At 36.2% G+C, this 23,478-nt stretch carries 24 protein-coding genes; 17 read left to right on the top strand and 7 right to left on the bottom strand.

All coding sequences use genetic code 11. From position 1 onward, the window contains the following. Window positions 1-298: 298 nt before the first annotated feature. The 15 genes from AB8M93_RS17450 (at window position 299) to AB8M93_RS17520 (ending at window position 15,260) form a co-directional block, all read left to right on the top strand. Window positions 299-1,513, top strand: coding sequence for a phage integrase SAM-like domain-containing protein (locus AB8M93_RS17450; RefSeq protein WP_373060074.1), 1,215 nt, complete (start codon window positions 299-301; stop codon window positions 1,511-1,513). 63 nt (window positions 1,514-1,576) lie between these two features. Further along, window positions 1,577-2,674, top strand: a complete 1,098-nt coding sequence (locus AB8M93_RS17455) for a sensor histidine kinase (protein WP_373060076.1) — start codon at window positions 1,577-1,579, stop codon at window positions 2,672-2,674. A 3-nt stretch (window positions 2,675-2,677) separates the two neighbouring features. Then, window positions 2,678-4,000, top strand: coding sequence for a sigma-54-dependent transcriptional regulator (locus AB8M93_RS17460; protein ID WP_373060078.1), 1,323 nt, complete (start codon window positions 2,678-2,680; stop codon window positions 3,998-4,000). Between the two features lie 354 nt (window positions 4,001-4,354). Beyond that, window positions 4,355-5,635, top strand: coding sequence for a Glu/Leu/Phe/Val family dehydrogenase (locus AB8M93_RS17465; RefSeq protein WP_373060080.1), 1,281 nt, complete (start codon window positions 4,355-4,357; stop codon window positions 5,633-5,635). A gap of 22 nt (window positions 5,636-5,657) precedes the next feature. Beyond that, window positions 5,658-6,101: a GreA/GreB family elongation factor gene (locus tag AB8M93_RS17470; RefSeq protein ID WP_373060082.1), complete on the top strand. Its 444-nt coding sequence runs from the start codon at window positions 5,658-5,660 to the stop codon at window positions 6,099-6,101. Continuing rightward, a complete protein-coding gene (locus AB8M93_RS17475; protein ID WP_373060084.1) occupies window positions 6,070-6,495 on the top strand; it encodes a hypothetical protein in 426 nt (141 codons plus the stop codon). The genes AB8M93_RS17470 and AB8M93_RS17475 overlap by 32 nt, the downstream gene beginning before the upstream one ends. Window positions 6,496-7,085: 590 nt before the next feature. After that, entirely contained in the window at window positions 7,086-7,559 is a 474-nt protein-coding gene (locus AB8M93_RS17480; RefSeq protein WP_373060086.1) for a cyclic-phosphate processing receiver domain-containing protein, read from the top strand. A gap of 256 nt (window positions 7,560-7,815) precedes the next feature. After that, window positions 7,816-8,700 carry a LysR substrate-binding domain-containing protein gene (locus tag AB8M93_RS17485; protein ID WP_373060088.1) on the top strand — a complete coding sequence of 295 codons (885 nt, stop codon included), beginning with the start codon at window positions 7,816-7,818 and terminating at the stop codon, window positions 8,698-8,700. A 70-nt stretch (window positions 8,701-8,770) separates the two neighbouring features. Beyond that, window positions 8,771-9,703: a YeiH family protein gene (locus tag AB8M93_RS17490; RefSeq protein WP_373060091.1), complete on the top strand. Its 933-nt coding sequence runs from the start codon at window positions 8,771-8,773 to the stop codon at window positions 9,701-9,703. Window positions 9,704-9,827: 124 nt separating this feature from the next. After that, window positions 9,828-10,580, top strand: coding sequence for a TrkA C-terminal domain-containing protein (locus AB8M93_RS17495; RefSeq protein WP_373060093.1), 753 nt, complete (start codon window positions 9,828-9,830; stop codon window positions 10,578-10,580). Window positions 10,581-10,640: 60 nt separating this feature from the next. Then, entirely contained in the window at window positions 10,641-11,210 is a 570-nt protein-coding gene (locus AB8M93_RS17500; RefSeq protein ID WP_373060095.1) for a Crp/Fnr family transcriptional regulator, read from the top strand. 85 nt (window positions 11,211-11,295) lie between these two features. Further along, window positions 11,296-11,703 (top strand): hydroxyisourate hydrolase, encoded by a 408-nt coding sequence (gene uraH, locus AB8M93_RS17505; protein WP_373060097.1) that lies wholly within the window; start codon window positions 11,296-11,298, stop codon window positions 11,701-11,703. 15 nt (window positions 11,704-11,718) lie between these two features. Further along, complete coding sequence (locus AB8M93_RS17510; RefSeq protein WP_373060099.1) at window positions 11,719-12,888, top strand: MFS transporter; 1,170 nt, start codon at window positions 11,719-11,721, stop codon at window positions 12,886-12,888. A 40-nt stretch (window positions 12,889-12,928) separates the two neighbouring features. Beyond that, the gene (locus AB8M93_RS17515; RefSeq protein ID WP_373060101.1) at window positions 12,929-13,726 is read left to right on the top strand and encodes an META domain-containing protein; all 798 of its coding nucleotides are present in this window, start codon (window positions 12,929-12,931) and stop codon (window positions 13,724-13,726) included. A 424-nt stretch (window positions 13,727-14,150) separates the two neighbouring features. Then, window positions 14,151-15,260, top strand: coding sequence for a mechanosensitive ion channel family protein (locus AB8M93_RS17520; protein ID WP_373060103.1), 1,110 nt, complete (start codon window positions 14,151-14,153; stop codon window positions 15,258-15,260). A 7-nt stretch (window positions 15,261-15,267) separates the two neighbouring features. On the opposite strand, the gene AB8M93_RS17525 is transcribed toward AB8M93_RS17520, so the two are convergent. The 5 genes from AB8M93_RS17525 to AB8M93_RS17545 form a co-directional block, all read right to left on the bottom strand. Then, complete coding sequence (locus tag AB8M93_RS17525; RefSeq protein ID WP_373060105.1) at window positions 15,268-15,975, bottom strand: TVP38/TMEM64 family protein; 708 nt, start codon at window positions 15,973-15,975, stop codon at window positions 15,268-15,270. Window positions 15,976-15,980: 5 nt separating this feature from the next. Next, window positions 15,981-16,832: an SdiA-regulated domain-containing protein gene (locus AB8M93_RS17530; protein ID WP_373060107.1), complete on the bottom strand. Its 852-nt coding sequence runs from the start codon at window positions 16,830-16,832 to the stop codon at window positions 15,981-15,983. Window positions 16,833-16,929: 97 nt separating this feature from the next. Next, window positions 16,930-17,376 (bottom strand): hypothetical protein, encoded by a 447-nt coding sequence (locus AB8M93_RS17535; RefSeq protein WP_373060109.1) that lies wholly within the window; start codon window positions 17,374-17,376, stop codon window positions 16,930-16,932. A gap of 95 nt (window positions 17,377-17,471) precedes the next feature. Further along, entirely contained in the window at window positions 17,472-18,740 is a 1,269-nt protein-coding gene (gene porY / locus AB8M93_RS17540) for a PorY family sensor histidine kinase (protein WP_373060111.1), read from the bottom strand. Further along, window positions 18,737-19,414 (bottom strand): response regulator transcription factor, encoded by a 678-nt coding sequence (locus tag AB8M93_RS17545; RefSeq protein ID WP_373060113.1) that lies wholly within the window; start codon window positions 19,412-19,414, stop codon window positions 18,737-18,739. The genes porY and AB8M93_RS17545 overlap by 4 nt, the downstream gene beginning before the upstream one ends. A 129-nt stretch (window positions 19,415-19,543) precedes the next feature. Here AB8M93_RS17545 and AB8M93_RS17550 point away from each other — a divergent pair, with 129 nt between their 5' ends. Then, window positions 19,544-19,984 (top strand): PepSY-like domain-containing protein, encoded by a 441-nt coding sequence (locus tag AB8M93_RS17550; RefSeq protein ID WP_373060115.1) that lies wholly within the window; start codon window positions 19,544-19,546, stop codon window positions 19,982-19,984. 170 nt (window positions 19,985-20,154) lie between these two features. Then, entirely contained in the window at window positions 20,155-21,426 is a 1,272-nt protein-coding gene (locus AB8M93_RS17555; RefSeq protein WP_373060118.1) for a chloride channel protein, read from the top strand. Between the two features lie 982 nt (window positions 21,427-22,408). On the opposite strand, the gene AB8M93_RS17560 is transcribed toward AB8M93_RS17555, so the two are convergent. Continuing rightward, on the bottom strand, window positions 22,409-22,858 hold the full coding sequence (locus tag AB8M93_RS17560) for a DUF6730 family protein (protein ID WP_373060120.1): 450 nt from the start codon (window positions 22,856-22,858) through the stop codon (window positions 22,409-22,411). Window positions 22,859-22,869: 11 nt separating this feature from the next. Beyond that, window positions 22,870-23,478 (bottom strand): relaxase/mobilization nuclease domain-containing protein (locus tag AB8M93_RS17565; protein ID WP_373060122.1); only part of this gene is annotated, 609 nt, incomplete at its 5' end.

Here is a 23,478-nt window from a genome sequence, read left to right on the forward strand (position 1 = left end):
GAGAAAAAACATAAAATCTTAGTTAAAACCGACACCAAATAAAAACCGCCTCATTTTGGTAAATGAGACGGCTTCTTTGCTTGCTGTGCGGGCGGAGAGACTCGAACTCTCACACCGTAAGGCACTAGATCCTAAGTTGTTTAAGAATATATACAAAGTAAACTAAAACATTTGAATATCAAGTAATTAATTAAATTTTAATTTCAAATAATTTCATTAAAATGCATGTAATATCACGATTTGTTGTACCTATGTTGTACCAAAAAAGTTTATCTTTAATAAGGAAATTATAGGATTTATGAATTCAAGTGCATCTATAACATTACGGAAGAAACCTAATACAAAAGGACTTTACCCTCTGGCGATTAGAATAACCAAATTCAGAAAAACATCTTACCTTTATATAGGACACTATATTATTTTAACTCATTGGGATGACGCCAAAAATCTTGTAAAAAAGTCTCATCCTAACGCTCCCCGTTTAAATCATCTTCTCTTAACCATACTGGCAAAAACGAATAAATTTCTTTTAGAATTACAGGCAGAAGGAAAAGATTTTTCCGCAGCTCAAATTAAGAAAGAGATTTTATTCCTGAATTCTGATAAAAATTTTTTTGATGTTGCAGATGCACACATTGAGGAAATAAAAGCTAATGGTAAATACGGCCGTCTTACTGTAGATAAGGCATATATTGGTCACATTGCAAGTTTTGTAAAATCACACCAACTTTCTTTTCAGGATCTCAACGAAAGCTTTCTCAGAAAGTACATCACTTTTTTAAGAAATTCTAAAAAGTTATCAGAAAGGACTATAGCAAACCATCTTGTATTAATCCGCCTGCTTTTTAATAAGGCTATCCGGCAAGGTTTAATTGATCGAAAATTCTATCCTTTCGGGAAAGATAAAATAAAAATTAAGTTTCCAGAGACAAGGAAAATTGGATTGACGATTCAAGAAATCCAGAGCATTGAGAGTCTTACTAAATTAACTGAAGAAGAAAATCATACGAGGAATGTTTGGCTTTTTAGTTTCTATTTGGCAGGAATCAGAGTTGCCGATGTGCTGAAGATCCGGTGGAGTGATATTTATGACAACCGCATTCATTATACAATGAATAAAAATTCAAAATTGGTGTCTCTGCAACTTCCTGATAAAATTCATTCTATTTTAAACCAGTATACTCAATATAGAAGAGGTGCGGATGACTTCGTTTTTCCGGAATTGAAAGTTGTTGATCCTAATGATCAAAAACAAATGTATGCCAAAGCAAAAATTGCCAACAAATGGCTGAATGGTCAATTAAAAGAAATAGCAAGAAAAGCTGGTATTACAAAAAAGCTAACAATGCACATTTCCAGACATAGTTTTGGCAATATTGCGGGGGATAAAATTCCAATACAAATGCTCCAACAACTATATAGACATTCTTCAGTTACTACTACCATGATATATCAGTCTTATTTTATTAGCCAGGAAACAGATCGAGCTTTAAACAGTGTTGTGGATTTTTAATATATAATAGGTGAAAATTAAAAATGAAGATCCGAAATCTTTTATGGATTAAGCCTCTATTAAATGACAAATGAAATCTCCATATCCAAGAAGCTAAAAGAACGTGTAAAAGAACTTTCCTGTCTTTATGAACTATCTTCTGCTATTCGCAAGCATTCCAATTCTATTATAGAAACACTGGAAGAAATTTGTGAAATTACCAAACGAGCCTGGCTATTCCCAGATCATGCCATTGTTCAAGTGGAATTTGAGGATTATAATATATTAACTTCAGCCATTCCAGTAAATTCGATTTTTCAGCAAAGCAATATTCATCTCTTCAATGAAAATAAAGGTGTTATAAAAGTTCATTATAATACGGATGAAATAAGCAGCGCTCGTTTTTTAGAAGAAGAACAGAAACTTCTGGACAAAATTGCCATTGAAATAAGCGAATTTTTTGAACGTCGTGAAATAGCAAAAAAAGAAGAAATGCTGAGAAGAAGTGCCGAACGGAATGATCGGCTTTCTATTTTAGGAGAAATCACTGCCGGTATAGCTCATGAACTCAACACCCCTCTGGGCAACATCCTTGGATTTGCAGAACTTGTAAAATCCAATTCAGAAGAAGTGCAGACGCGAAAGGATATTGAAAAAATCATTAAGGCCGCAATTTATTCCCGCGAAGTGGTTAAAAAATTGATGTTTTTTGCCTGTGAAATGCCCCAAAATAGGGAATTTATTAAAATTAAACCTGCAATTGACCAGGCATTGGCATTGTTAGGACCAAATTTTGGAAAAGCTGGTATTGATTATCATTTTCAGATTGATAACCCGGAACTTAAGGCACAAATTGATGGCATTCAATTTACGCAGGTTTTATTCAATCTCCTTATCAATGCCATTTATGTTTCTCCAAAGAAAAGTAAGATCTCCATCAGTGTCTCAGGTACAAAAAGTCATTTTCAGTTAGAAATAAAAGATGAGGGGCCGGGAATTGCCACCGATATTAAATCGAAAATTTTTGAACCTTTTTTTAGTACTAAACCTGTAGGCGAGGGTTCCGGTTTGGGGTTAAGTGTGGTGCACGGAATTGTGAAAAGCCATCGTGGGGAAATTATTACTTTTGACAATAATCCCAAAGGGACTGTATTTCGGGTTAAGCTTCCTTTAGAAAGTTAAACTATGGCATTAAAAAAGGCAAATATCCTCATTGTGGATGATGATTATGATATGCTGGAATTGTTGCAGCGCCAGCTTCAGGATCTAAATTTTCATTCCTATAAAGCGGCATCAGTGGTTGAAGCGGTCACGATCCTTAAATCTAATTCCGTAGACCTGCTTATTACAGATTTGCAAATGCCAGGAATTGGCGGCATGGAGCTAATAAAATATGTGGAAGAACATTTTGCCAACGTCCCAAAGTTAGTAATTACTGGATATCCATCCATAGATGGGGCATTAAAAGCCATAAAATCGGGAGCACTCGATTATCTGGTGAAGCCTTTCACAGCCGAAGAACTCCAAAAAGCCGTGGAAAAATCACTTCCAAAAAAATCCCTTCATTCTGAAAATAATAATCAGTCAGGCGGGGAATCAATGGTATATGGCGGCATCATAGGTCGATCTAATAAAATCAGCCAGCTTATTGACATTATAGAGCGGGTAAAAAATAATCGTGCAACCGTTCTTATCCAGGGCGAAAGCGGGACCGGTAAAGAATTGGTGGCGCGGGCCATTCATTATAAAGGTGCTTTTGCAGCGAATCCCTTTATAGCCGTTAATTGTGGTGCTATTCCCGAGGAATTGCTGGAATCGGAATTATTTGGTTACAAAAAAGGAGCTTTTACCGGAGCCACTGAGAATCGCCAGGGATTTTTCCAGGCAGCTGCAGGGGGAACTATTTTTTTGGATGAGATTGGTACTGCTTCACCATCCGTTCAAACCAGGTTATTACGCGTGCTTCAGGAAAAAGAAGTACGCCGGATAGGGGAACAGAAAGCCCAAAAGATAGAAATCCGCATTATTGCTGCCACCAATAATAACCTGCTTCAAATGGTTAAAAATGGTAGTTTTAGGGAAGACCTTTATTACAGGTTAAATGTAGTAAATATACATACTCCACCTTTACGGGAGCATAAAGAGGATATCCCGTTTTTAGTTCAGAACTTTTTGAAAAAATATGCCGCTGAATATGGCAAATCCAATATTAGCATAACACAAAAAGCAGAAGAGGTTTTACAACGTTACGATTGGCCGGGCAACGTCCGCGAAATGGAAAATATGGTACAGCGTGTTATTATAATGAGTGAAAAAGTTATTGATATTCATCATCTTCCTGAGCATCTCAAGTATACTTTACCTACAACAGCTAAACTTTTAAAGCCGCTCCATGAGGTTGAAAAGGAGCATATACTCAAAATCCTCTCCAGCGTAGACCATAATAAAACCAGGGCTGCCGAAATTTTACAGATAGATCGCAAAACCCTCAGAAATAAGTTGAAATAAACTTCTTTTAAACCGGGGCATTTCTCCTCTACCGGGGTATTTCTCCCCGGTCTCTTTATTGAAAATTTATTTTTTTAAAACAATAACTGATTGATCTAAAGGGATTTGAGGTTCTTGGTAATGAAAATTATTGTTTTGGGCATAAGCTTTGTCTTTTAGCTAGTAAGAAAAATAAACTTATGCCAAATGGAATTAACGAAGGAAAAAGCAATAGCTGCAAGTCCAAATCATTTTAATCAACAACGGCTTCCCCAGGAGATGCTAAAAGGCTTATGCTTTAATTGCGATCACCGGAAATACTGCACCTGGAAGGAGAACAGAAAATTATTTTGCGAACATTTTCAATAAAAAATTATGCTAAATACTAAAAAAGAAAATAAGCAATCAATGTCCACCACGGTGATGAACCAGTTCAACAGAACTGCGGACCTCATTGATTTAAATCCAAATATTAGGAAAATCCTGGGAATTACCAACAATGAGATCGTTGTCCATTTTCCTGTGAAAATGGATAATGGAGAAGTAGAGGTTTTCACAGGTTATAGGGTACAACACAACAACGCCTTAGGACCTTACAAGGGCGGATTGCGGTATCATGATACTGTAGACATGGATGCAGCAAAGGCCCTGGCCATGTGGATGACCTGGAAAACCTCCCTTGCAGGACTTCCTTATGGAGGGGCCAAAGGCGGGATAAAAATCGATCCCAGGAAGTATTCCGATTCAGAATTAGAACGAATTACCAGACGATTTACATATGCCTTAGGTGAAAATATCGGCCCGGAACACGACATCCCGGCACCAGACGTGAATACCAATGCCCAAACAATGGCATGGATAGCCGATACTTACATGTCTACCATATCTACTTCTGAACGTTCTCATAACCAGCATGTAGTTACCGGGAAACCCGTAGGATCGGGAGGTCTGGAAGGCAGGGATCGTGCCACGGGATTCGGTGTTTACCTCAGTATAAAACTCCTGCTGGAAACTAAAGGAGAAAACTTAAAGGATAAAACATTTATAGTCCAGGGCTTTGGAAATGTCGGATACTGGACGTCCCACTTTATTACAAAGGATGGCGGGAAACTAATTGCCGTACAGGATGCCCATGCCACACTATTTAATGAAAATGGTATTGATCCCGAAGCCCTGGCACAACATTGTGAACCAAGAAAGGGTTCAATTAAAGGATTTACCAATGCAGTGGAAATAAGTGCAGAAGATTTCTTTGGTCTGGACTGCAATATCATAGTTCCCGCGGCTTTAGGCAACCAGATAACTGCAGAAAATGCCTTTAAGATAAAAGCTTCAATAGTGGCTGAAGGTGCAAACGGGCCAACAGACAAAGATGGAGAAGAAACATTGCTGAAGAATGGTGTGACTATTATACCTGATATCTTCTGTAATTCCGGAGGAGTGATTGGAAGCTATTTCGAATGGTTGCAGAATCGTAATGGTGAACTCTGGCAATTGGAAGAAGTAATGGGCAAGATTGAGAAAAAAATTACTGAAAATTTCCATAAGATCCATTCTGAAGTTAAGCGACGCAGTGTGGATTGGAGAACGGCAGCATTTATTCTTGCCATTTCGCGAATTGAAACCGCATATAAACAAAGAGGAATTTTTCCTTAATACCTGATTAATACACATAACTATGAAATACGGAGCATTGATTGTAGAAAAGAGAGAATATGAATTTTTAAAGCAGCTCATGTCCCTGGCCAAGTATTATAAAGACACTACTTATAAGGCCTCTATTTATAAATTAAATGAAGAATTGAAAGCCGCTAGAATTATCATCGGAAAAGAAATGCCGGGTGATGTGATTAGATTGAATTCTATCGTCACCATTCAAACCCCTTTTGCGGTAGAAAAGACTTATCAAATTGTCACTCCTGATAAAAGTGATATAAGAAATAACAAAATTTCCATACTTGCCCCCATGGGTCTCGCACTTTTTGGATATGCTGAGGGAGACGCTATTGACTGGAGATTTCCCGTGGGGGATAGTTCTATAGATATAATTAAGGTGGCGCAGGAAGATTATATTTTAAAAACCCAATATTATGATAAGCAACATTCAGGAACATCACAATGAAGAGGAAATACAAAAAATGACTATGGAAGGTGATGCATGGCTTTGGAGAGAAGAACTGGAATTTTACTTAAAAGAAATTGATTTTTATCTGCTTTTAATAAGTTCTGGCGTTATAAGGGAAACAGGATCTAATAAGGATATTAATTACCTGCTCAAAAAATTTCAAAAAATTAAGGAGTCTAATGAGCTTTATTTAGAAACCTGTATTCAATATCAGTGCAAATTGCCCCAGGTGAAGGAATGTGATGATGTACAGTGTGATAACGCTTTTTTGAAGTCTCATATATTGTTTAAAAATAAGCTGGAAGAGCATTTCCAGGAAATCAGAAACATAAAGCAATCAGCTTTCATGCTTTTAAAAGATAGTATCGAAGAGGCTAAAATTAAGAGATAAAATTGCTGTTTGTTAGTTGATCCAGGTAGTTCGAGAAAGACTTTCTTTTTGGTTTTAGAAAAGAGATTAATTTTCAGAGCAACAAGTATCGGGCTATCTGGTTTTTAAAATAAGTGATATGGAAAATAAACTATTAAAGAGCTTAGGTTTGGTTTTGGTTATAGTCGTTTGTAGATCTGTATACCTGCATAGCGAGTTTTATCGAGTTATCTGGGAAGATAATAAGTTCAGCATCATTTTTTTTGCCAGCATTGTGCTATTTTTAGTAATTATGATCCTGCGGTTTCAAAAAATGGAGAATCCCAACGACGATTAAGTTATTCTCCGAAACCAGGACAAGAAATAATCTCATTTTAAGATAAAAACTCTTGATGAAAATCGTCAATTTTTTGGTAAATAATGCTATTCGTATAGGATGCTTTGCGGTAGCCTTACGATTCGTTTTTAAAATTATAATACTTCCTGTTCCGGAATAGAAGGTGGAAAACCTGATGGGATATTTTTAACATTACCGGCAGGTTTGAGAGAATAGGAATTCTATAAATAAATTTCAGTCGGCAAGTAAAAAGGGGGCAAGAACATTAGAAGCTATGTCATTAGCAATCCTGAAAAAACTTATTTCAATTCCATTCTGGATTATCAATATCTTAAAGAAGCCGGAAAAACGTGAACAGCCAATAATGGTTGCACCCTCATTTGATTCTAAAGAACAAAAATTAAAAAAATTAATATGGCTGGATGATAATATTAATCCAATGGATCCCAGGATGGACTGGCTTGCCTATAGTCCAGTAGGTAGAAATGTGGATGTCATTTGGGTGAAAAGCTTAGGTGAATTTAAAAATTGGATTAAACAAAACGGTTTGCCAGATGCCATTTGTTTTGATTATGATTTGGGTGATAACAATCCCACAGGATATGATTGTGCGATATGGCTAATACAATATTGCCAACATAATCAATTAGTATTGCCATCATGGGCTTCCCAATGTACCAACCCTCTACAGAAGGCAACTATAAAAAGACTTCTCAAAGGTTTTGTTCAGGAGACTCGAAGTACTTAAATAAAATATTAGGACCGCCAAAGATGTTCTTAAACTGCTGTCAATAAATTACCCTTTTTCTCTATGCTTCAATCGTTCTTTTAATTTTTGCTTCTGAAGAGCTTTTAAAAACTTTAAAGATATGGCTCTAATACACGCGAATTTTATTCTTTAAAATTTCAATGAGTATTCAGGACAGGAAATCGCCATTTTATTTTAGAATTAGAGATTTTAACCCTTAACAAACTATTAGTTATAGAAGCATTATTTTTGTAAAATGGATCACAAATTAAAAGTGTTTAAAGAGGTAGCATTCACAAAAAGTTTCACGAAAACCGCGGAAAATCTATTTATCTCCCAACCGGCGGTATCTAAAACCATCAGGAACCTGGAAGAGGAATATGGTTCGGCTTTTTTTGAAAGAAAAGGGAATCATATAGAACTTACACCTGAAGGCCATCTGTTTTTACAATACACCGAAAAGTTAATTCGAATTTATGCTGAAATGTCCAATGCTTTTAGCACTTCCTCTAACGGCTTGCCTTCTTCAATAAAACTTGGGACAAGTACTACAATAGGGCAGTATATAGTTCCAAAAATAACCGCTGCACTAAAAAAAGAATATCCCGATTTCAGGATGGATCTTATTTGTGGAAATACGAAAAAAATACAGGAACTTGTATGTGCCGGTCAGCTTGATTTCGGTATCGTGGAAGGTGAAAACCAGGATACCCGTTTGCACTATGAAAAATTTGTAAAAGATGAACTTGTGTTGGTCACCAATGCTAATAACCAGGATGTTAAAGATACTATAGATATTGAACAAACAAAACATCTGCCCTTCGTGGAACGCGAGCCTGGTTCTGGGACCCTGGAAGTGATTAGAAAAGCACTCCTAAAAAAGGGGATTAATTCTCTCAATATCACTTCTGTATTGGGAAGTACTGAAAGTATAAAGTCCTACCTTACTTACTCCAGACATTTCGCATTTTTATCTATTCATGCCATTGGCCAGCAGTTACTGCAAAATCAGTTGCGTATCATTGAAATAGATGGGTTTTGCATAGAACGTTGGTTCTATTTTATGTCCCGGCAAGGCTTTCAATCTAAAACTAATCAAAAACTTCAAAATCTTTTCCTGAAGCATTATAACCAGAAGTAATGGCCTATCATTAATTGTTTCGCACAAAAACTGCTGATTCCCGCGTCCTTTGTACCAAATAAAAGATGCGATGAGAACAACAATTATAAATATCCTATGTATTCTCTTAATCCTGTTATGCCTTAGCGGATTTGTCAGTAGCCCGATGGCCTTAATTCTGGGATTTCTGTTTACGTTGTTTTTAGGTAAACCTTTTGAGAAATTTATCGGTCAAACTGTTCAATACCTTTTAAAAATTTCTGTAGTAGGACTTGGTCTTGGGATGTACCTGATGGAAACGCTGAACACGGGGAAGGAAGGGTTCACCTTAACAATACTTACTATCTCTGCAACCTTGATATTAGGATTTTTTCTTGCCAAAATTCTCAAAATTGAAAAAAGACTGGGACATCTTATCTCCTCGGGTACTTCTATTTGTGGAGGGAGTGCTATTGCTGCAGTTTCCCCAGTTATAAAAGCAAATTCAAAAATAATTTCTCTTGCTCTGGGTGTAGTTTTTTTTCTCAATTCCATTGCTCTATTCATCTTTCCTGCTATCGGACATTTTTTCCACATGACACAGCACCAATTTGGACTCTGGGCTGCCGTAGCCATACACGATACGAGCTCTGTGGTTGGTGCAGCCTTGGAGTATGGCGAAGAATCACTTAGGGTGGCCACAACTGTAAAACTGGCAAGGACCCTCTGGATAATCCCGGTTTCCTTTATTTCGATGTTTATATTTAAAAATAAGGAGGGAAGAATCAGCATTCCTTGGTTTATTCTGTTCTTTATTGTGGCTATATTAATGAACACATTTTTTAATTTGCCCGCAGTACTTACACAGAGTATTACCGGGATTTCAAAACGTTTACTCGTTGTCACCCTTTTTTTGGTAGGTACTAGCCTTTCAATAAAAGATATTAAACAAACCGGTGCCAGACCTTTTGTATTTGGAATAATACTATGGATATTTATTTCAGTGGGTTCTTTATTGTTTATTCTGGATATTGCGGTTAAATGAAACTATTACGGCAATTTTTTCTGAAGAAAGAAAAATATTAAAGCTTATCGGTTAAATGTTGTCACAACATTTTATTTTTTACATTTCGGAATTTCCTATTTTGGATGTCTAAAATTTAGAGCTTATGATCGCTGCCGTTACCTTATTTCTTATTATCATTCTCTCTGCACTTATCACTAGAATTGCAGCGATTGCCCTTGCCCACACCGGTTTATCTACTCAAAGTGCTCGCTTCCAGGCACGTTCTGCATACACTGGCACTGGCTTTAGTACTGCTGAATCAGAGAAAATAATGAACCACCCTGTTCGTAGAAAGATTGTATATACTTTAATGCTAATTGGAAATGCTGGTATTGTAACGGCAATGTCCTCATTAATTCTAACTTTCATATTACCGGATACCTTGACCTCCAAACTTTACGGACTCCTTATTGTGGTAGCCGGTCTGGGATTTTTATGGTGGGCTATTAGAAGTGACTGGGTAGATCGCGGTCTTTCTAAAATAATTAACAGGATGCTCCAGAAATATACGGAAATCAATGTACAGGATTACGCCGCAGTGCTGCATTTGCACGATAATTATCATGTGAGTGAAAAAAGAGTTGAAGCCGATAGCTGGTTAGCCAATAAGTCTTTAATAGAACTCCAATTAAGAAAGGAGGGAATTACAGTGCTGGGAATAGACCGCCAGGGTATGGATTATTTAGGTTCGCCTTCGGGTAATTCCAGGATACTTCCAGGTGATCTTATTACGCTCTATGGGAAAGCGGAGGTTTTCCAGAATATCTATAACAGGCCCAGGCACATCGAAGGGGATATACAGCATAAAGAGTTTGTGAATAAAGAAAATGAACGAAAAAAGGAGCAAAAGGAATAGTGAAAAAGCCTTTTAACCAAGTGCTAAACCAATAAAAAACTATTTAAAGACTAAAATTAGATGTTTAACCTATTAAAAAATTACATTAAAAAAGAAACAAAAATAAATCCTCTCGATGTAGAGTATATCTCTACTCATTTTCACCCTAAACTGGCTCACCGAAATGAAATTCTAGTAAATCATTCAGAAGTATGCCAGGAATTTTATTTTATAAATAAAGGAATACTTCGCATTTTCAATTTAAATTCTGAAGGGATCGAAATTTCAAGGTTTTTTGCATTCGAATATATGTTTTGCACCGCTTTGCCAAGTTTTATTGATCAAAAGCCAGCAGGTGAATATTTACAAAGCATTGAGAAATCTGAACTACTGGTTTGTCGCCGTGCTGAATTTTACGAACTTATTAATCAATTTCCAGAATTTGATAGGCTATACCGGAAAATACTGGAGCTTGGTTTTATAACCTCTCAAAAGCGTATTTATGGCTTTCAGGGTTTTAATGCATTGGAAAAAGTACAATGGACCATAAAAAATCAACCTGAAATTCTTCAAAGAATTTCTAACAAAATGGCAGCTTCTTATTTAGGCATTTCTCCCTCCACCCTAAGCCGTGTCAAATCGAGACTATAAAAACGTTGACATAGATCAATGTCCACCATTTCCAGAGTTTCTATTTTTGAGGTCATTATAAAACCTTAAGGATAAAACCATTCAAATGAAAAAAATAGTTCTTAGTACGCTTCTCATGTTTCTTACCAGTTTCACTTTCGGACAAGAAAAAGATTATCAACTTTCTACTCATATTTTGGATATCTCTGAAGGGGTTCCCGCTGGCAATGTAAAAGTAAGGCTGGAAGCAATGGACCAAACTTCGGAAACCTGGAAGCTTATTTCTGAAAAGAGAACAATGAACAATGGTCGTATAAACGATTTTTTATCAGCGTCAAAAAATAATACTGGGATCTATCGTTTTACTTTTTATACTGAAGCCTACTTTAAAAGTCATGATATAGATAGTTTTTATCCTTATATACAAGTAGTATTTGAAATTAATGACAAAAACCATTATCACGTACCTATTACCCTTTCCGCTTATGGCTATTCTACCTATCGAGGCAGCTAATTAGAAAGACTTTTAATGAAACAACAGCTTATGGATCCCGTTTTATATCTCATGAGTGCTGCAGCCGGACTGGTTGTGGCAAATCTTTATTATAACCAGCCCTTACTTCACCAAATAGCAGTTACCTTTCAGGCAACTGAGTCCGCCGTAAGTAATGTGGCGCTTTCTACACAATTAGGATATGCTATTGGTTTGTTTATTATCATTCCATTGGGGGATAAAATTTCCAATAAAAAAATATTGAGAATAGACTTCCTGGTTATGATCCCTTCCATAATAGGCGCGGCAATCTCAAATTCCCTGCTTTTACTAATTATTAGTAGTTTTTTCATAGGCTTTAATTCTGCAATTCCACAACTATTTGTTCCCATGGCAGCAGAACTATCCGATGATAAAGGTAGAGGCCGGGCAATCGGAATAGTAATGAGCGGTTTATTAATTGGAATACTAGGAAGCCGGGTAATTAGTGGTCTAATAGGAGAACAGTTTGGCTGGCGAATGATGTATTATGCAGCAACCATTATAATGTTTGCTCTTTTCTTTTTACTGAAAAAAAAACTGCCCGGTATAAATCCTAACTATAATGGTAGCTATAATAGTTTAATGAAATCGCTTTGGTTCTATTTCAAAACAGAAGCCTCCTTGCGCCTCGCTGCATTTCGAGGTGCACTGGCTTTTGCCGGATTGAGTGCATTCTGGACTACGCTGGTATTTCTAATGGAAGATTCCTTTGGTTATGGTAGCGGTGTTACCGGAGCCTTTGGATTGTTAGGGGTCGTAGGAGCCATGGCAGCTACAATAGTTGGAAAAATAAATGACAGAATAAATAAAAACATGATCCTTCTATTCTCTGCAATTTTGCTAGTCATATCCTGGGTGATTTTTTTGTTTTCATCAAATTCTATGATAGGCTTAATTATAGGAGTTATTTTAATCGATTTAGGATTACAGGCTTTACATATTACCAATCAAAATATCATTTTCTCTAAAAATCCTGAAGCCCGCAATCGGGTGAATACTATTTATATGGTTAGTTTTTTTATTGGAGGTGCAGTGGGAACTAGTTTGGGAGCGAACACCTGGGAAGCCTTTGGTTGGATGGGGGTTTCTGTACTTGGCCTAATATTATCTATGTCAATCATTATAATTCATTTAATTTTTCAGAAAAAAAGCTTTTCGAAGTGAAAAAGTTTACCACCACTAAAATTTATAAAAAATTAAAAAGATGAAAGGTAAAATAATTAGTCTCGCACTACTAATAATTTCAGCGGCAGGTTGTAATACTACAAAAACACCAAATGAAATACATAACAATGATCCGGACAAAGAAATGATTACAAAACACAAATGGATCTTAGTTAAACTAGCAGAACAAGATATACCTATTAATAAAGCTCCTGTTTATTTCACCCTGGATCCTGAAGAGAATAAAGTAAATGGCTTTGCCGGCTGCAATACTTTTATGGGTGGTTTCACACTGGCAGCAGGGAATCATATACAATTTTCACAAATTGCAAGTACCAGGGTGGCCTGTCCAGACATGGAGATTGATGAACGAGAGGTTTTGAATGCTTTTGAAAGTGCCAATGATTATTCCATTACTGGGGATACTTTAATGCTCAAGGCCGGCAGGCGCGGCACATTGGCCATTTTTAAAAAAGAAATCCCGCAAATAACCGGAAAATACTGGAAGCTTATAAAACTGGATGGACAAGCTGTAAAAATGGACGAAAACCAAGAAAAAGAAGCCTATTTTATCCTGAAAAACGATAATAATCAAGTTACCGGATTTGCTGGCTGCAATTCTTTTTCAGGCAATTATAGTCTGGCAAAAGGAACCCATATACATTTCTCACAAATCGCTGCTACCATGAAAGCCTGTCCTGATGTAAATATAAATGAATCGGAATTCCTTAATGTATTGCAATTGGCAGATAATTATACTCTAGATGGAGATATTTTTAGTTTAAATGTTGGCAAGAGAACGGCTTTGGCTGTCTTTGAAGCAGTTTATTTTGAGTAATTTTAAAATCCACTTCCACTAGCAAGTTTGACAGTTCTTTCTCTTTCATATGGTCTTTTAACATTTAAAATTTCAGCTATTATGTTTATATCAACATTATTCGAAGAAAAAACTGTAATTGTAGACGATGGTGCATATACCAAGTGCAAATACTTGCTGCTAATTGGCCAAAGTAGTAGTTTCAGATTATAATCTGGGGCGGCTGAAAAGACTGCAAAGGAGGTACTAACGTGGAAGATGGTAAAGTGATTACTATATACCTAAAGAAAAGGACATAGTTATTTCAGAAAGACATTGATTCAATTGACTTCAATAATGAAATAAAATTTTTGGCTCCGGTTTCCTTTAATATTATGAACACCTTTAGCGTTAAAATTACTGTGTAATAAAATATTACTTGCACTGTAACTAAGAATTGAAAATAATGACGGAATTTCTTGAAACTTATAAGTTGCATATAATTTATGGAGCAATAGTGATAAGTATTGCCTTAGTCTTGCACATTTTAACGAATGCTTTGCACAAATGGTTGTTGAAAAAGGAACAGGAAAAGTTTCCTGGAGAAAAGGTTACACCTGTAAACATAATCAGACGTATTTTCAATACTTTATGGATCGTATTAATGCTGATAGCCTTAAGTTTTATTTTTGTCGGAAGGGATAAAGATGCAATTATAATAGCAAATTTCAAGCTAGTTTTATACCTGGGTTTTTTAGCAGTCTTCACTATTGTGGCTGCAGCATCCACCAATTTGTGGTTCAAAAGAAGTATTATTAGAAAAATTCAAAACAGATATGATCCTACAAGCTATAAATTTTTAAGATATGTAGCTGTATTTGCCATTTATTTTGCGGGAATACTGTTTGGGTTAATGGCTTTCCCGTCACTTCGCGGAGTTGCCCAAACAGCTCTTGGTGGTGCCGGTGTGGTTGCAATTGTGATTGGTGTAGCATCTCAGGAGGCTTTGGCCAATCTGGTTGGAGGCGTTTTTATAATTTCCTTTAAGCCATTCAGAGTGGGCGATCTTATAAAGGTTACAGATACGATGGTAGGTACCGTAACAGATATCACTTTACGCCATACCGTAATTCGCAACTTTGAAAACAAGATGATCGTTATACCTAATTCCATAATTAACAAAGAAAAACTAATCAATTATGATTTGGGTGAGCTTAAGTGTTGTGAGCGTATAGAAATTGGAATTTCCTATGATAGTGATATTGATTTAGCTAAAAAAATAATGCGTGAAGAATGTGAAAATCATCCACTTATTTTTGATAATAGGTCTACACTAGATAAAAAAAATGACCATCCAATCGTTAAAACTGCCGTCATAGCAATCAATGATTTTTCAATTACAGTACGTGCCTGGGCTTGGGGAAAAAATTTTAATGACTGCTTTGAACTCAAAATTGCCGTATTGGAAAGCATCAAAAAACGATTTGATAAAGAGGGGATAGAAATTCCGTTCCCATACAGGACTATTGTAATGAAGGAGAAGAAAGTTTCAGAAAGTAAGCATAAGAAAATATAGTCTTTAGTTAATCTTCTCGCTTTTTCTTATCCCAATAAACATAAGCTCCAAATATTATTAGGCTTACCAGAGAACCCCATAATAATCCATTTTTTAATCCATTGGTGCTTTTTCCTATAATCGCAATAAAAATGGTAAGCGGTGTTATTCCTAATAATGTAGCACCAATAAACTTCCAATAGCCCATTTTTAAGATTCCACCTACGAAACTTATTGCATCATTTGATAAAAATGGATTAAGCCGAGTTACGATTACAGCCCAAAATCCATAATCTTCAAGAAAATCGGCAATCTTTTTTTCAGTCTTATGTCCTATCAATTTTTCCACGATAACAGGACCAAAATAACGTCCTATCCAGTATCCAATGGAGGAAGCGGTAAATATGGATGCTAAGATAATAAGGCTTCCCCATACCGGGCCATATGCTAGTATAGATACTACCATAAGGGCTATAGAAGGGATTACCAGCAGGAACATTTGTGCCACCATACACAAAACAAGCAACATTGGACCAAACCAGCCAAAACCATCTACCCAACTTTCTATTCTTTGATTATCATTACTGGTAAGTACATTCCAACTTTCGTCCAGAAATTGTTGTACCCCCGGGATAAAAAAATAGGAGCCCACCAGGGTTACAACAATAGCAATGGAAATATATAAGGGTACTTTGCTCTTTTTTACTGAAGCATTTTCCAGTGAAGTAGTATTCATACTATTTATTTTATCAATTCTACCTCCAGGATATTAGCAGGATCGCTTCCGGCTTCATTTGAAATGTAGAGGCTGCCATCTGGTTTAAAAGTGAGTCCTTCAGGTTGATTAAATTCGTCTTTATTTAAAGCATATTTTTTTTGGAAATTCCCATGGTTATCCATAATAATTAATTGGTGATTTTTGGCATCCAAAAGATAGATTTCACCGGTTTTAGGATGTATTTCAATTTCAGATGGACGCAATTTTTTGCTCATTTTCTTTTCTGAATTTTCCAATAGCTTATCATTCATATCCAGTTTAAAAACAGGAGTATTCGCCAATACATTCTTCTTTAGGTCAAAAGCATAAATGCCTTTATAGTTATCCTGATCCTTTTCTTTATCTTTAATAGCAAGCAAAAGCCTGTTTTTTGATTTATCCAGGCAAAGACCTTCCACATTCTGCTCTTCGGTTAAAAAAGTTTTGATTTTAAAGGTTTCAGGATTGGTATTCTTGAAGTTCTGTACTTCAAAGAGATTCCCATCACTACGAACCACGTAAGCGGTTTCTCCATTGATGGTTATACCTTCATAATCCCCGGGGCCTGCAAATTTAATTTCTTTATCAATTTTAGAAGTTGAGAGATTATAAATAAAAAGAATGCCATCTTCATCCTGTATGCAGGCAATTCTATTATTTTCCAGCCATTCTATACCGGAAACTTCAGCCAAAATATCTGGAAGCTCCCATTTTAATTGAACTTTATAAGAGTATTCTTTTTTTTCTGAAAATATTCCTTTACGGTCGAATGAAAAAATTAAAAATCCGGATAATACCATTACCCCTATTATAATCCATATTGCTGTTTTGTTCATAATTTTAGTCATCGATTAGTAAAACCTTCCAAAATCCGCACTCTCCTATTTTAAATATCAGGCGCCAAGCTAAAATTCTGGTGCGCCTGAATTTTTTCTAATTCAGATATTCCACGTCTGCATTCACCTCTCCGGTAGGATTGAAGATAATCTTATCGTCCATGAAATTGTTATCAAACTCTACCTGGTAATAAGTGTCTTCACCAATTTTTAGAATCTCCGTGTCGTCTATTTTATTTCGATCGTAAGTGGTGTTTATAGTTTGATTTACTGGTTCCGGAAGCTCAGAAGCCAAAATTTCATATTTATATTTAATTAAACTTCCATCATTGGCAATAATAGCCGTATGGTCAATATTCTCTATTTCGAACTCCACTTTATAATTTTCCTTATATTTTTCCCAGTCTATATCTTTCGCTTCGGGAAATTCTCTTTGGAAGGTATTGAGTACTACCGAAGGTGTTTCCACATTCGGGCTGTCATCGGTATCGCAGGATATGAACATACCTGCCAAAATCATTGTAAGTAAAAAAAGTCGTTTCATAGTTCTATCTTTTAGTTTTATTATGTAACAAAGATGTCATCTAAAACTGGAAAGAATTTGGAATTTCAAACCACTGAAACGTTTTTTCGAAAAAATTATTTATTGGGAAATCCTACGATGAATATATGCCTCTGCTCAAAAGAATACTTGAGATCCAGGTCGTATTCATCGGCTATGGCCTTTGTAATGGCTAGACCCAGGCCATTAGAGTTACTGTTGCTTATTTTATAGAGCCGGGAAAATAAGTTCTTTTTCTTCAGTCTTTCATTTTCAGAAAAATTGGAAATTTTTACTTCCCCCGCACCTAATTCAATATGAATATTACTTCCTGCTTTTCCATGAATAATGGCATTTTTAAGAAGATTGGTGAACAGGATGATCGCGAGGTCACGGTTCATTTTAAATTCTATAGCGTCCTTGGAATCTATGCTGAATTCCATGTCTTTATGTTTTGCAAAATCTGAAAAATCTTCAATAAGCTGATGGATAATAATATTCACTGAAATCGTTTCTTCGGAAATAAACTGTTGGTTTTCAATTTTGCTTAGCAACAACAGCGATTTATTGAAACGGGTCAGCCGCTCTAAATTATTCAGTACCGGTGCAATTTGTTTTAACTCCTCCTCATTTAGCTCATTGTTTTCAACGTATAATTCCAGTTTATTGATGCAAATCGCCAGAGGAGTCTGCAACTCATGAGAAGCATTTTCAATAAATTGTTTCTGCCCAATATAACTATCCTTGGATTTTTGCAATAGCTGTTGAATCTGTTTATTCAGTAAATTAAATTCTTCAATAGGAGTATCCTGAACCTGTATATTTTCATCTTTTTCTATATGAAAATTTTTAAGCTCCTCTATAAGTTTATAAAAAGGGTTCCATATTTTTTTAAGTACAATATTGTTGAGAAAAATGATAGAAAAAACCAAACCTAAATAAAGCCATATTAGGGAATACAGCAGGTCTTCAATAAGGTCATCTTCCTCTACCATAGAAGTAATTACTTTTAATTTATAGTACTCCCCATTTTGTTGAAATACGCTTTCCAACAGACGAACCGGCTCATAATCTTCTTCATTATGCATATACATAAGGGTATCACGATAATTATCAGTGATATTATGGATGTTTTCAGGTTCAACCTTTCTAATGGTGTAGTAGCCTTCACCAAACTCTTTTTTTTCCAGGACAGAAGCATCCTCCCTGGCACGGCGAATCACTAATATTTTTTGGTTCTCCAGGCCGTCATCCATACTATCGTAAATTTCATCTAACATTTCAAAATAGAAGATTACCGCCCAAATAGATAGAAGGACAAAAAGGATAATAGCGAAATATCTGGTAGTATAATTCAGTAATTTCATCGAAGCATCAATTTGTAGCCTATGCCATAGACAGCTTTGATTTCAATTTCAGCCTGATGTTCATTCAATTTCTTCCGTAAGTTTTTTATTTGCGAATAAATAAATTCGAAATTGTCACTCTGGTCAATATAATCCCCCCAAACATGTTCGGCCAGGGCAGATTTGTTGACCAATCTATATTTGTTAATTGCCAGGTACAACAGGATATCAAATTCCTTTCTGTTTAAAATAACTTCGGTTTTATTAATATGGGCTACATGTTTATCCATATCAATAGAAACATTCGCAATTTCCAGCGAATTAGAACCTTCAAATTTTCTCCTCCTTAAAACCGCATTGATCCTGGCGTGAAGCTCTGCCATATGAAAAGGCTTTGGCAAGTAATCATCGGCACCAAGATCCAGTCCTTTAATTTTATCATCCAAGGAATCTTTGGCCGATACAATTATAACACTATCTGAAATTCCTTTTATTTTGAGTTCTTCCAAAATCTGAAGCCCATCCCCATCGGGCAGGGAAATATCCAGCAGGATACAATCATATTCGTAAACCCCTATTTTCGAGACCGCGTCTTTGTAATCGCTGGCGGTTTCTACAACAAATTCTTCTTTTTCTAAAGAATTCTGCATATTCTCCAGCATTTCCTGTTCATCCTCTATAATAAGTATTTTCATGTTCCGAAGCTTTACCTCTAAAAATACAACCGAAATCTGGAAAGATTTGGTAATATCATAATATTATGGATTCCCAATTTCTTCCAGTTTTAGCATCTTTATTTGTATCAAATTTAAAAAACAAAAGATATGAAGATTCTAAAAGTAGCTGTCCTTGCACTGTTTGCAACCACAGCAGTAAATGCTCAGGACTTAACGAAGAACGAAATTCCTTCAAAATTAATGTCTAAATTTGAAAAAGAATATTCCAACGTGAAAGATGTTGAATGGGAGATGGAAGGTGAGAATTACAAGGTGGAGTTTGATAAGAACCGCAGAGAACATCAAGTATGGTATTCCAGGAACGGGAACATGGTTAAGTTGGAAAAAGAAATCGGAGAAGATGAATTACCTGCTTCCATTTCAGGCACGATTAACAATAAATACTCCGGTTATAAAATAGATTCTATAGAAATGACTGAAGAAGGAAATAAGAAAACCTTCGAAATTGAACTTGAAAAAGGTTGGACTAACGAGAAGACCGTAATCTTTGATGAATCAGGCTCTGTAATAAAGGAATGGGAAGATTAATAGATATATCGATAATTTAGATTTTAAGCCCGAAAAAAATTCGGGCTTTTTTATACCTGCTGAATACCTTTTAAATCATCTTTCAGAGAAATTATTTAGAAGTAGAGGTTTTAAAAATATAACTAATCTTAAATGATTTGTAAATTTGAGCAATATCAAAAACAGTCCTGTTGAAAACAAATACTAAGAGGAAATTAATTACCTATTTAAACATTTTAGATCAGCCCCTAAAATTTAATCCTTTCCTTTTTAGTAGAATATTTCTTTTATGGGCAATCCTTGGAATTATGGGTGGGATTATCTCTGGTGCCTATTGGATTGTCTTAGAAAATTTAACCCATTTTTTGTCATTTTTTGAGGGCTGGCAGGTAATCCCCATCATGGCAATTTCAGGTCTGCTTGCGGGTTTTATTATTCATTTCATAGGAGATCCGGGGGAAATACATCTAATAGTCAATAATATCAGGTTTAACAAAGGAAGATTGGATCCAAAAAATAATCCCTCTATGGTATTGTCATCTTTACTTTGTGTTGCCTCGGGAGGGAGTCTTGGACCCGAAGCCCCATTAGTACAGGTAACAGGTTCAACAGGAACATGGCTTGGAAAGCTATTACGATTAAAAGGGGAAGCCCTTCGATCTTTGAGTATAGCTGGAATGGCTTCAGGGTTTACTGCATTGTTTGGAGCTCCATTAGGAGGAAGTTTATTTTCATTGGAAATCCTGCACCATAAACATGCAGTTGAATATTATAAAGCAATCATCCCCGCTTTTGTGGCTAGTTGTTTTAGCTATATAATTTTTGCTCTTATCATTCATCTTGGACTTGGTCCAATTTGGGATCTTCCTGCTTACGAAATGCAGGACAAATTTGACTTTGCTTATGCTATACTCTTTGCCGGTGCGGGAACTTTTATCGCTTGGATCTTTATTTTTTGCACCAAATTGCTCAGGACGATTTTCCAGAAACTAAAACTTCCTGTGTATATCGATACACTCTTAGGAGGATTAATTTTAGGGATTATTGCGTTTTATTATCCCCTCACTCGTTATTTCGGGCATCATGAAATAAATGAATTGCTCTTGAATAATTTACCGCTCAAGCTCCTTATAGGAATATTATTTTTTAAAATTATAGCAATCGCTGTTACCGTGACCTCAGGTTGGCGTGGAGGGTTCATTATACCATTGTTTTTCGTAGGGGCAAGTTTGGGATTGATTATACACCATGTTTTTCCAGACACTAATCTCTCCCTCACTATAATTTCCTGTATGGCTGCAATTAATGCCTGCGTCACCAGAACTCCTATGAGTACTACTATTTTATTGGCGACCCTTACAGGTTTTGATTATTTTATCCCAATTTTGTTTGCAAGCCTAACTGGATATTTTCTTGCGCCCAAAATACCATTTATAGCCTCTCAAATGGATGACACGAAGTAAGATTATAGAGAATACCCAAAGACAGTGCTGAAATACTCTAAACTTTACCGGCCGAATAGTAAAAAATATCTCAGAATACATTTAAAATTTAAAGGATACTGATAATCTTGCTGTTACCGGTAAAACAGGGTGAAAATGAATATCTTTTACTGGCTGGGATTCTTCCCTCAACTTTGAAGTATAATAGTAGCTGATATCCGGATCTTCTGCATCGAGAACATTTAATATATCTAAAGCAAAATTGAAACTATTCCACTGGTAGGCCGTCCGGAAATTCAAAATAATTTTCAGGAACGTTTGTAAACCTGGAATTAAGTATTAAATACAAAGTCCAGGTCAAGGCTAAGAAAATCAGTAGGGCGATCATAATTAACTCACTCGATACTTAAATACCTGCTGGAGTCATTAGCCTCGGTACCTAATGCGTCACCCACAAAAACAAGTTCCGAATCCAACCCTAAATACCAGAAGGAAAGAGTGGAATGCAATCTGTTAACAGCGGTGGTACGTAAACCTACTTCTGCGCTCCTGGTGAGGACCAATGGATCTACTTTATCAATATTTTCTCTCGATGCAGGGTTTTCCCGTTACAGTCCAGTTGCGGTTGATCCTTATTTTCGCAAAGTTCCTTTTAAATATATTCATAATTAAAAAAAGTATTCCACCACCGGAAATGCTGGTTGAAAAATAATGCTAATTGCGAATATGGAAAGTAGATATTTCACCGATGCAAGGATATATGAAAGTATACAATAAAATTATTTTAAAATGGAATATAGCCCCCAAATCTACCATAACTTACCTGCGCATGGTTCCTGTGCTGTTTTTATAGCGTACGGGAAGTTAAGCGTGAAATAAAAACAGCATAGGGCGCATTCTTCTTATATTTTTACTGTAAATTTTTGCCTCTTTTCAGGGGTTCCAAGAGGATTTACTATAAAAAGTAGTGGATTTGCAACAGTAGCTTTTGTCATGACAAATGCTATTTTTGATCTTCCAGCCACTGGCAATATTCTTCTTTGATTTCAGGATATGCCGCAAAAAAATCCTGTTGCAGCTGATTTTCTGATTCCTTGATCATACGGTAAACTTTAAAGCTTTCTTCCTGTTGTGCATTGGCGGAATAACTAAAGTATCCAATCAATCCCAGGGCAGATATTCCGAATATTGTTAAAACGACAAGCAGGTAATCAGGAATAAGCCGGGCATTGTATAGTTTCTTATCAATGCTTCTCAGGATTTCATCCCTTTCCTGGCTTTGCGCTTCCTGTTTTTTCAGAAATGCAGCCAGGTTGTTTTCCAAAGCTTCCGTGCTGATAGGAATGCTTAGCTCAAATAATTGCCCGCAAAGCAATTGAAGCTGCAGGACAGCTTTTTTAAAATCAGCCATTTCATCGGCCATCAATTCCATGATTTCATCTAGTTTTTTCATCGCTTAAAATTTTAATATCCCATGCCTATTCCGGTATCTCTTACTACTTTTATAGCTCCTTTGACAATATCCTTGGCTATTTTAGTGGTTAAATTTGAACTCAGTTGTACTGTTTTGTTTAGGAGCTGAAGGCTTTGCGGTGCTTCTTTTAATAGGGTGAAATTCCTGTTTTGTGAGACTTGCGCGATAAGCCTGTTCCCGCTCATGTTGCGGTCTACTTCGCTTGCTTTAAGATTGATTCCTTTATACTCCATCCGAAAGCCCTGAAGCTGGTTGGATTTATTGATCGTGGGAATAACATTTACCCTGTGCTCCTTCATCTTATGGATATACTCATCCAGGGATTTTGGCCTTGTTCCCAGAACTTTATCATTGATGTTTTTGATCTCCTGCCGGATTCCTTTTAATTCCATGAGCCTTTGGTTTTGTACTTCCTGAACCCGTTGTAGTCCTAAGTCTTTTGCTACTTGATCTGCCGCCAACTGGCTTCGCTTTCCAATAAAGCTGTCTTTATAGACTTCCCCGGTAAGACTGATCCTGTTAGCATAGATATGAATATGGGTATGTGCTTTGTCACGGTGGACAAAGCCAATGGCCTGGTGGTTTTGAAGCTTCATCTG

It is taken from the genome of Autumnicola aciditolerans, assembly GCF_041679265.1.
In the GTDB taxonomy this organism is placed as follows: Bacteria; Bacteroidota; Bacteroidia; order Flavobacteriales; family Flavobacteriaceae; genus Autumnicola.

What these genes read in the sequence shown, in the direction of transcription:
- AB8M93_RS17475 (WP_373060084.1), top strand. Translation starts at nt 6,070, where the DNA reads ATGATAAGCAACATTCAGGAACATCACAATGAAGAGGAAATACAAAAA.
- AB8M93_RS17530 (WP_373060107.1), bottom strand. Translation starts at nt 16,832, where the DNA reads ATGAACAAAACAGCAATATGGATTATAATAGGGGTAATGGTATTATCC.
- AB8M93_RS17480 (WP_373060086.1), top strand. Translation starts at nt 7,086, where the DNA reads ATGTCATTAGCAATCCTGAAAAAACTTATTTCAATTCCATTCTGGATT.
- AB8M93_RS17485 (WP_373060088.1), top strand. Translation starts at nt 7,816, where the DNA reads ATGGATCACAAATTAAAAGTGTTTAAAGAGGTAGCATTCACAAAAAGT.
- AB8M93_RS17545 (WP_373060113.1), bottom strand. Translation starts at nt 19,414, where the DNA reads ATGAAAATACTTATTATAGAGGATGAACAGGAAATGCTGGAGAATATG.
- AB8M93_RS17525 (WP_373060105.1), bottom strand. Translation starts at nt 15,975, where the DNA reads ATGAATACTACTTCACTGGAAAATGCTTCAGTAAAAAAGAGCAAAGTA.
- AB8M93_RS17535 (WP_373060109.1), bottom strand. Translation starts at nt 17,376, where the DNA reads ATGAAACGACTTTTTTTACTTACAATGATTTTGGCAGGTATGTTCATA.
- AB8M93_RS17515 (WP_373060101.1), top strand. Translation starts at nt 12,929, where the DNA reads ATGAAAGGTAAAATAATTAGTCTCGCACTACTAATAATTTCAGCGGCA.
- AB8M93_RS17470 (WP_373060082.1), top strand. Translation starts at nt 5,658, where the DNA reads ATGAAATACGGAGCATTGATTGTAGAAAAGAGAGAATATGAATTTTTA.
- uraH (WP_373060097.1), top strand. Translation starts at nt 11,296, where the DNA reads ATGAAAAAAATAGTTCTTAGTACGCTTCTCATGTTTCTTACCAGTTTC.
- AB8M93_RS17500 (WP_373060095.1), top strand. Translation starts at nt 10,641, where the DNA reads ATGTTTAACCTATTAAAAAATTACATTAAAAAAGAAACAAAAATAAAT.
- AB8M93_RS17455 (WP_373060076.1), top strand. Translation starts at nt 1,577, where the DNA reads ATGACAAATGAAATCTCCATATCCAAGAAGCTAAAAGAACGTGTAAAA.
- AB8M93_RS17490 (WP_373060091.1), top strand. Translation starts at nt 8,771, where the DNA reads ATGAGAACAACAATTATAAATATCCTATGTATTCTCTTAATCCTGTTA.
- porY (WP_373060111.1), bottom strand. Translation starts at nt 18,740, where the DNA reads ATGAAATTACTGAATTATACTACCAGATATTTCGCTATTATCCTTTTT.
- AB8M93_RS17495 (WP_373060093.1), top strand. Translation starts at nt 9,828, where the DNA reads ATGATCGCTGCCGTTACCTTATTTCTTATTATCATTCTCTCTGCACTT.
- AB8M93_RS17550 (WP_373060115.1), top strand. Translation starts at nt 19,544, where the DNA reads ATGAAGATTCTAAAAGTAGCTGTCCTTGCACTGTTTGCAACCACAGCA.
- AB8M93_RS17560 (WP_373060120.1), bottom strand. Translation starts at nt 22,858, where the DNA reads ATGAAAAAACTAGATGAAATCATGGAATTGATGGCCGATGAAATGGCT.
- AB8M93_RS17460 (WP_373060078.1), top strand. Translation starts at nt 2,678, where the DNA reads ATGGCATTAAAAAAGGCAAATATCCTCATTGTGGATGATGATTATGAT.
- AB8M93_RS17465 (WP_373060080.1), top strand. Translation starts at nt 4,355, where the DNA reads ATGCTAAATACTAAAAAAGAAAATAAGCAATCAATGTCCACCACGGTG.
- AB8M93_RS17450 (WP_373060074.1), top strand. Translation starts at nt 299, where the DNA reads ATGAATTCAAGTGCATCTATAACATTACGGAAGAAACCTAATACAAAA.
- AB8M93_RS17510 (WP_373060099.1), top strand. Translation starts at nt 11,719, where the DNA reads ATGAAACAACAGCTTATGGATCCCGTTTTATATCTCATGAGTGCTGCA.
- AB8M93_RS17520 (WP_373060103.1), top strand. Translation starts at nt 14,151, where the DNA reads ATGACGGAATTTCTTGAAACTTATAAGTTGCATATAATTTATGGAGCA.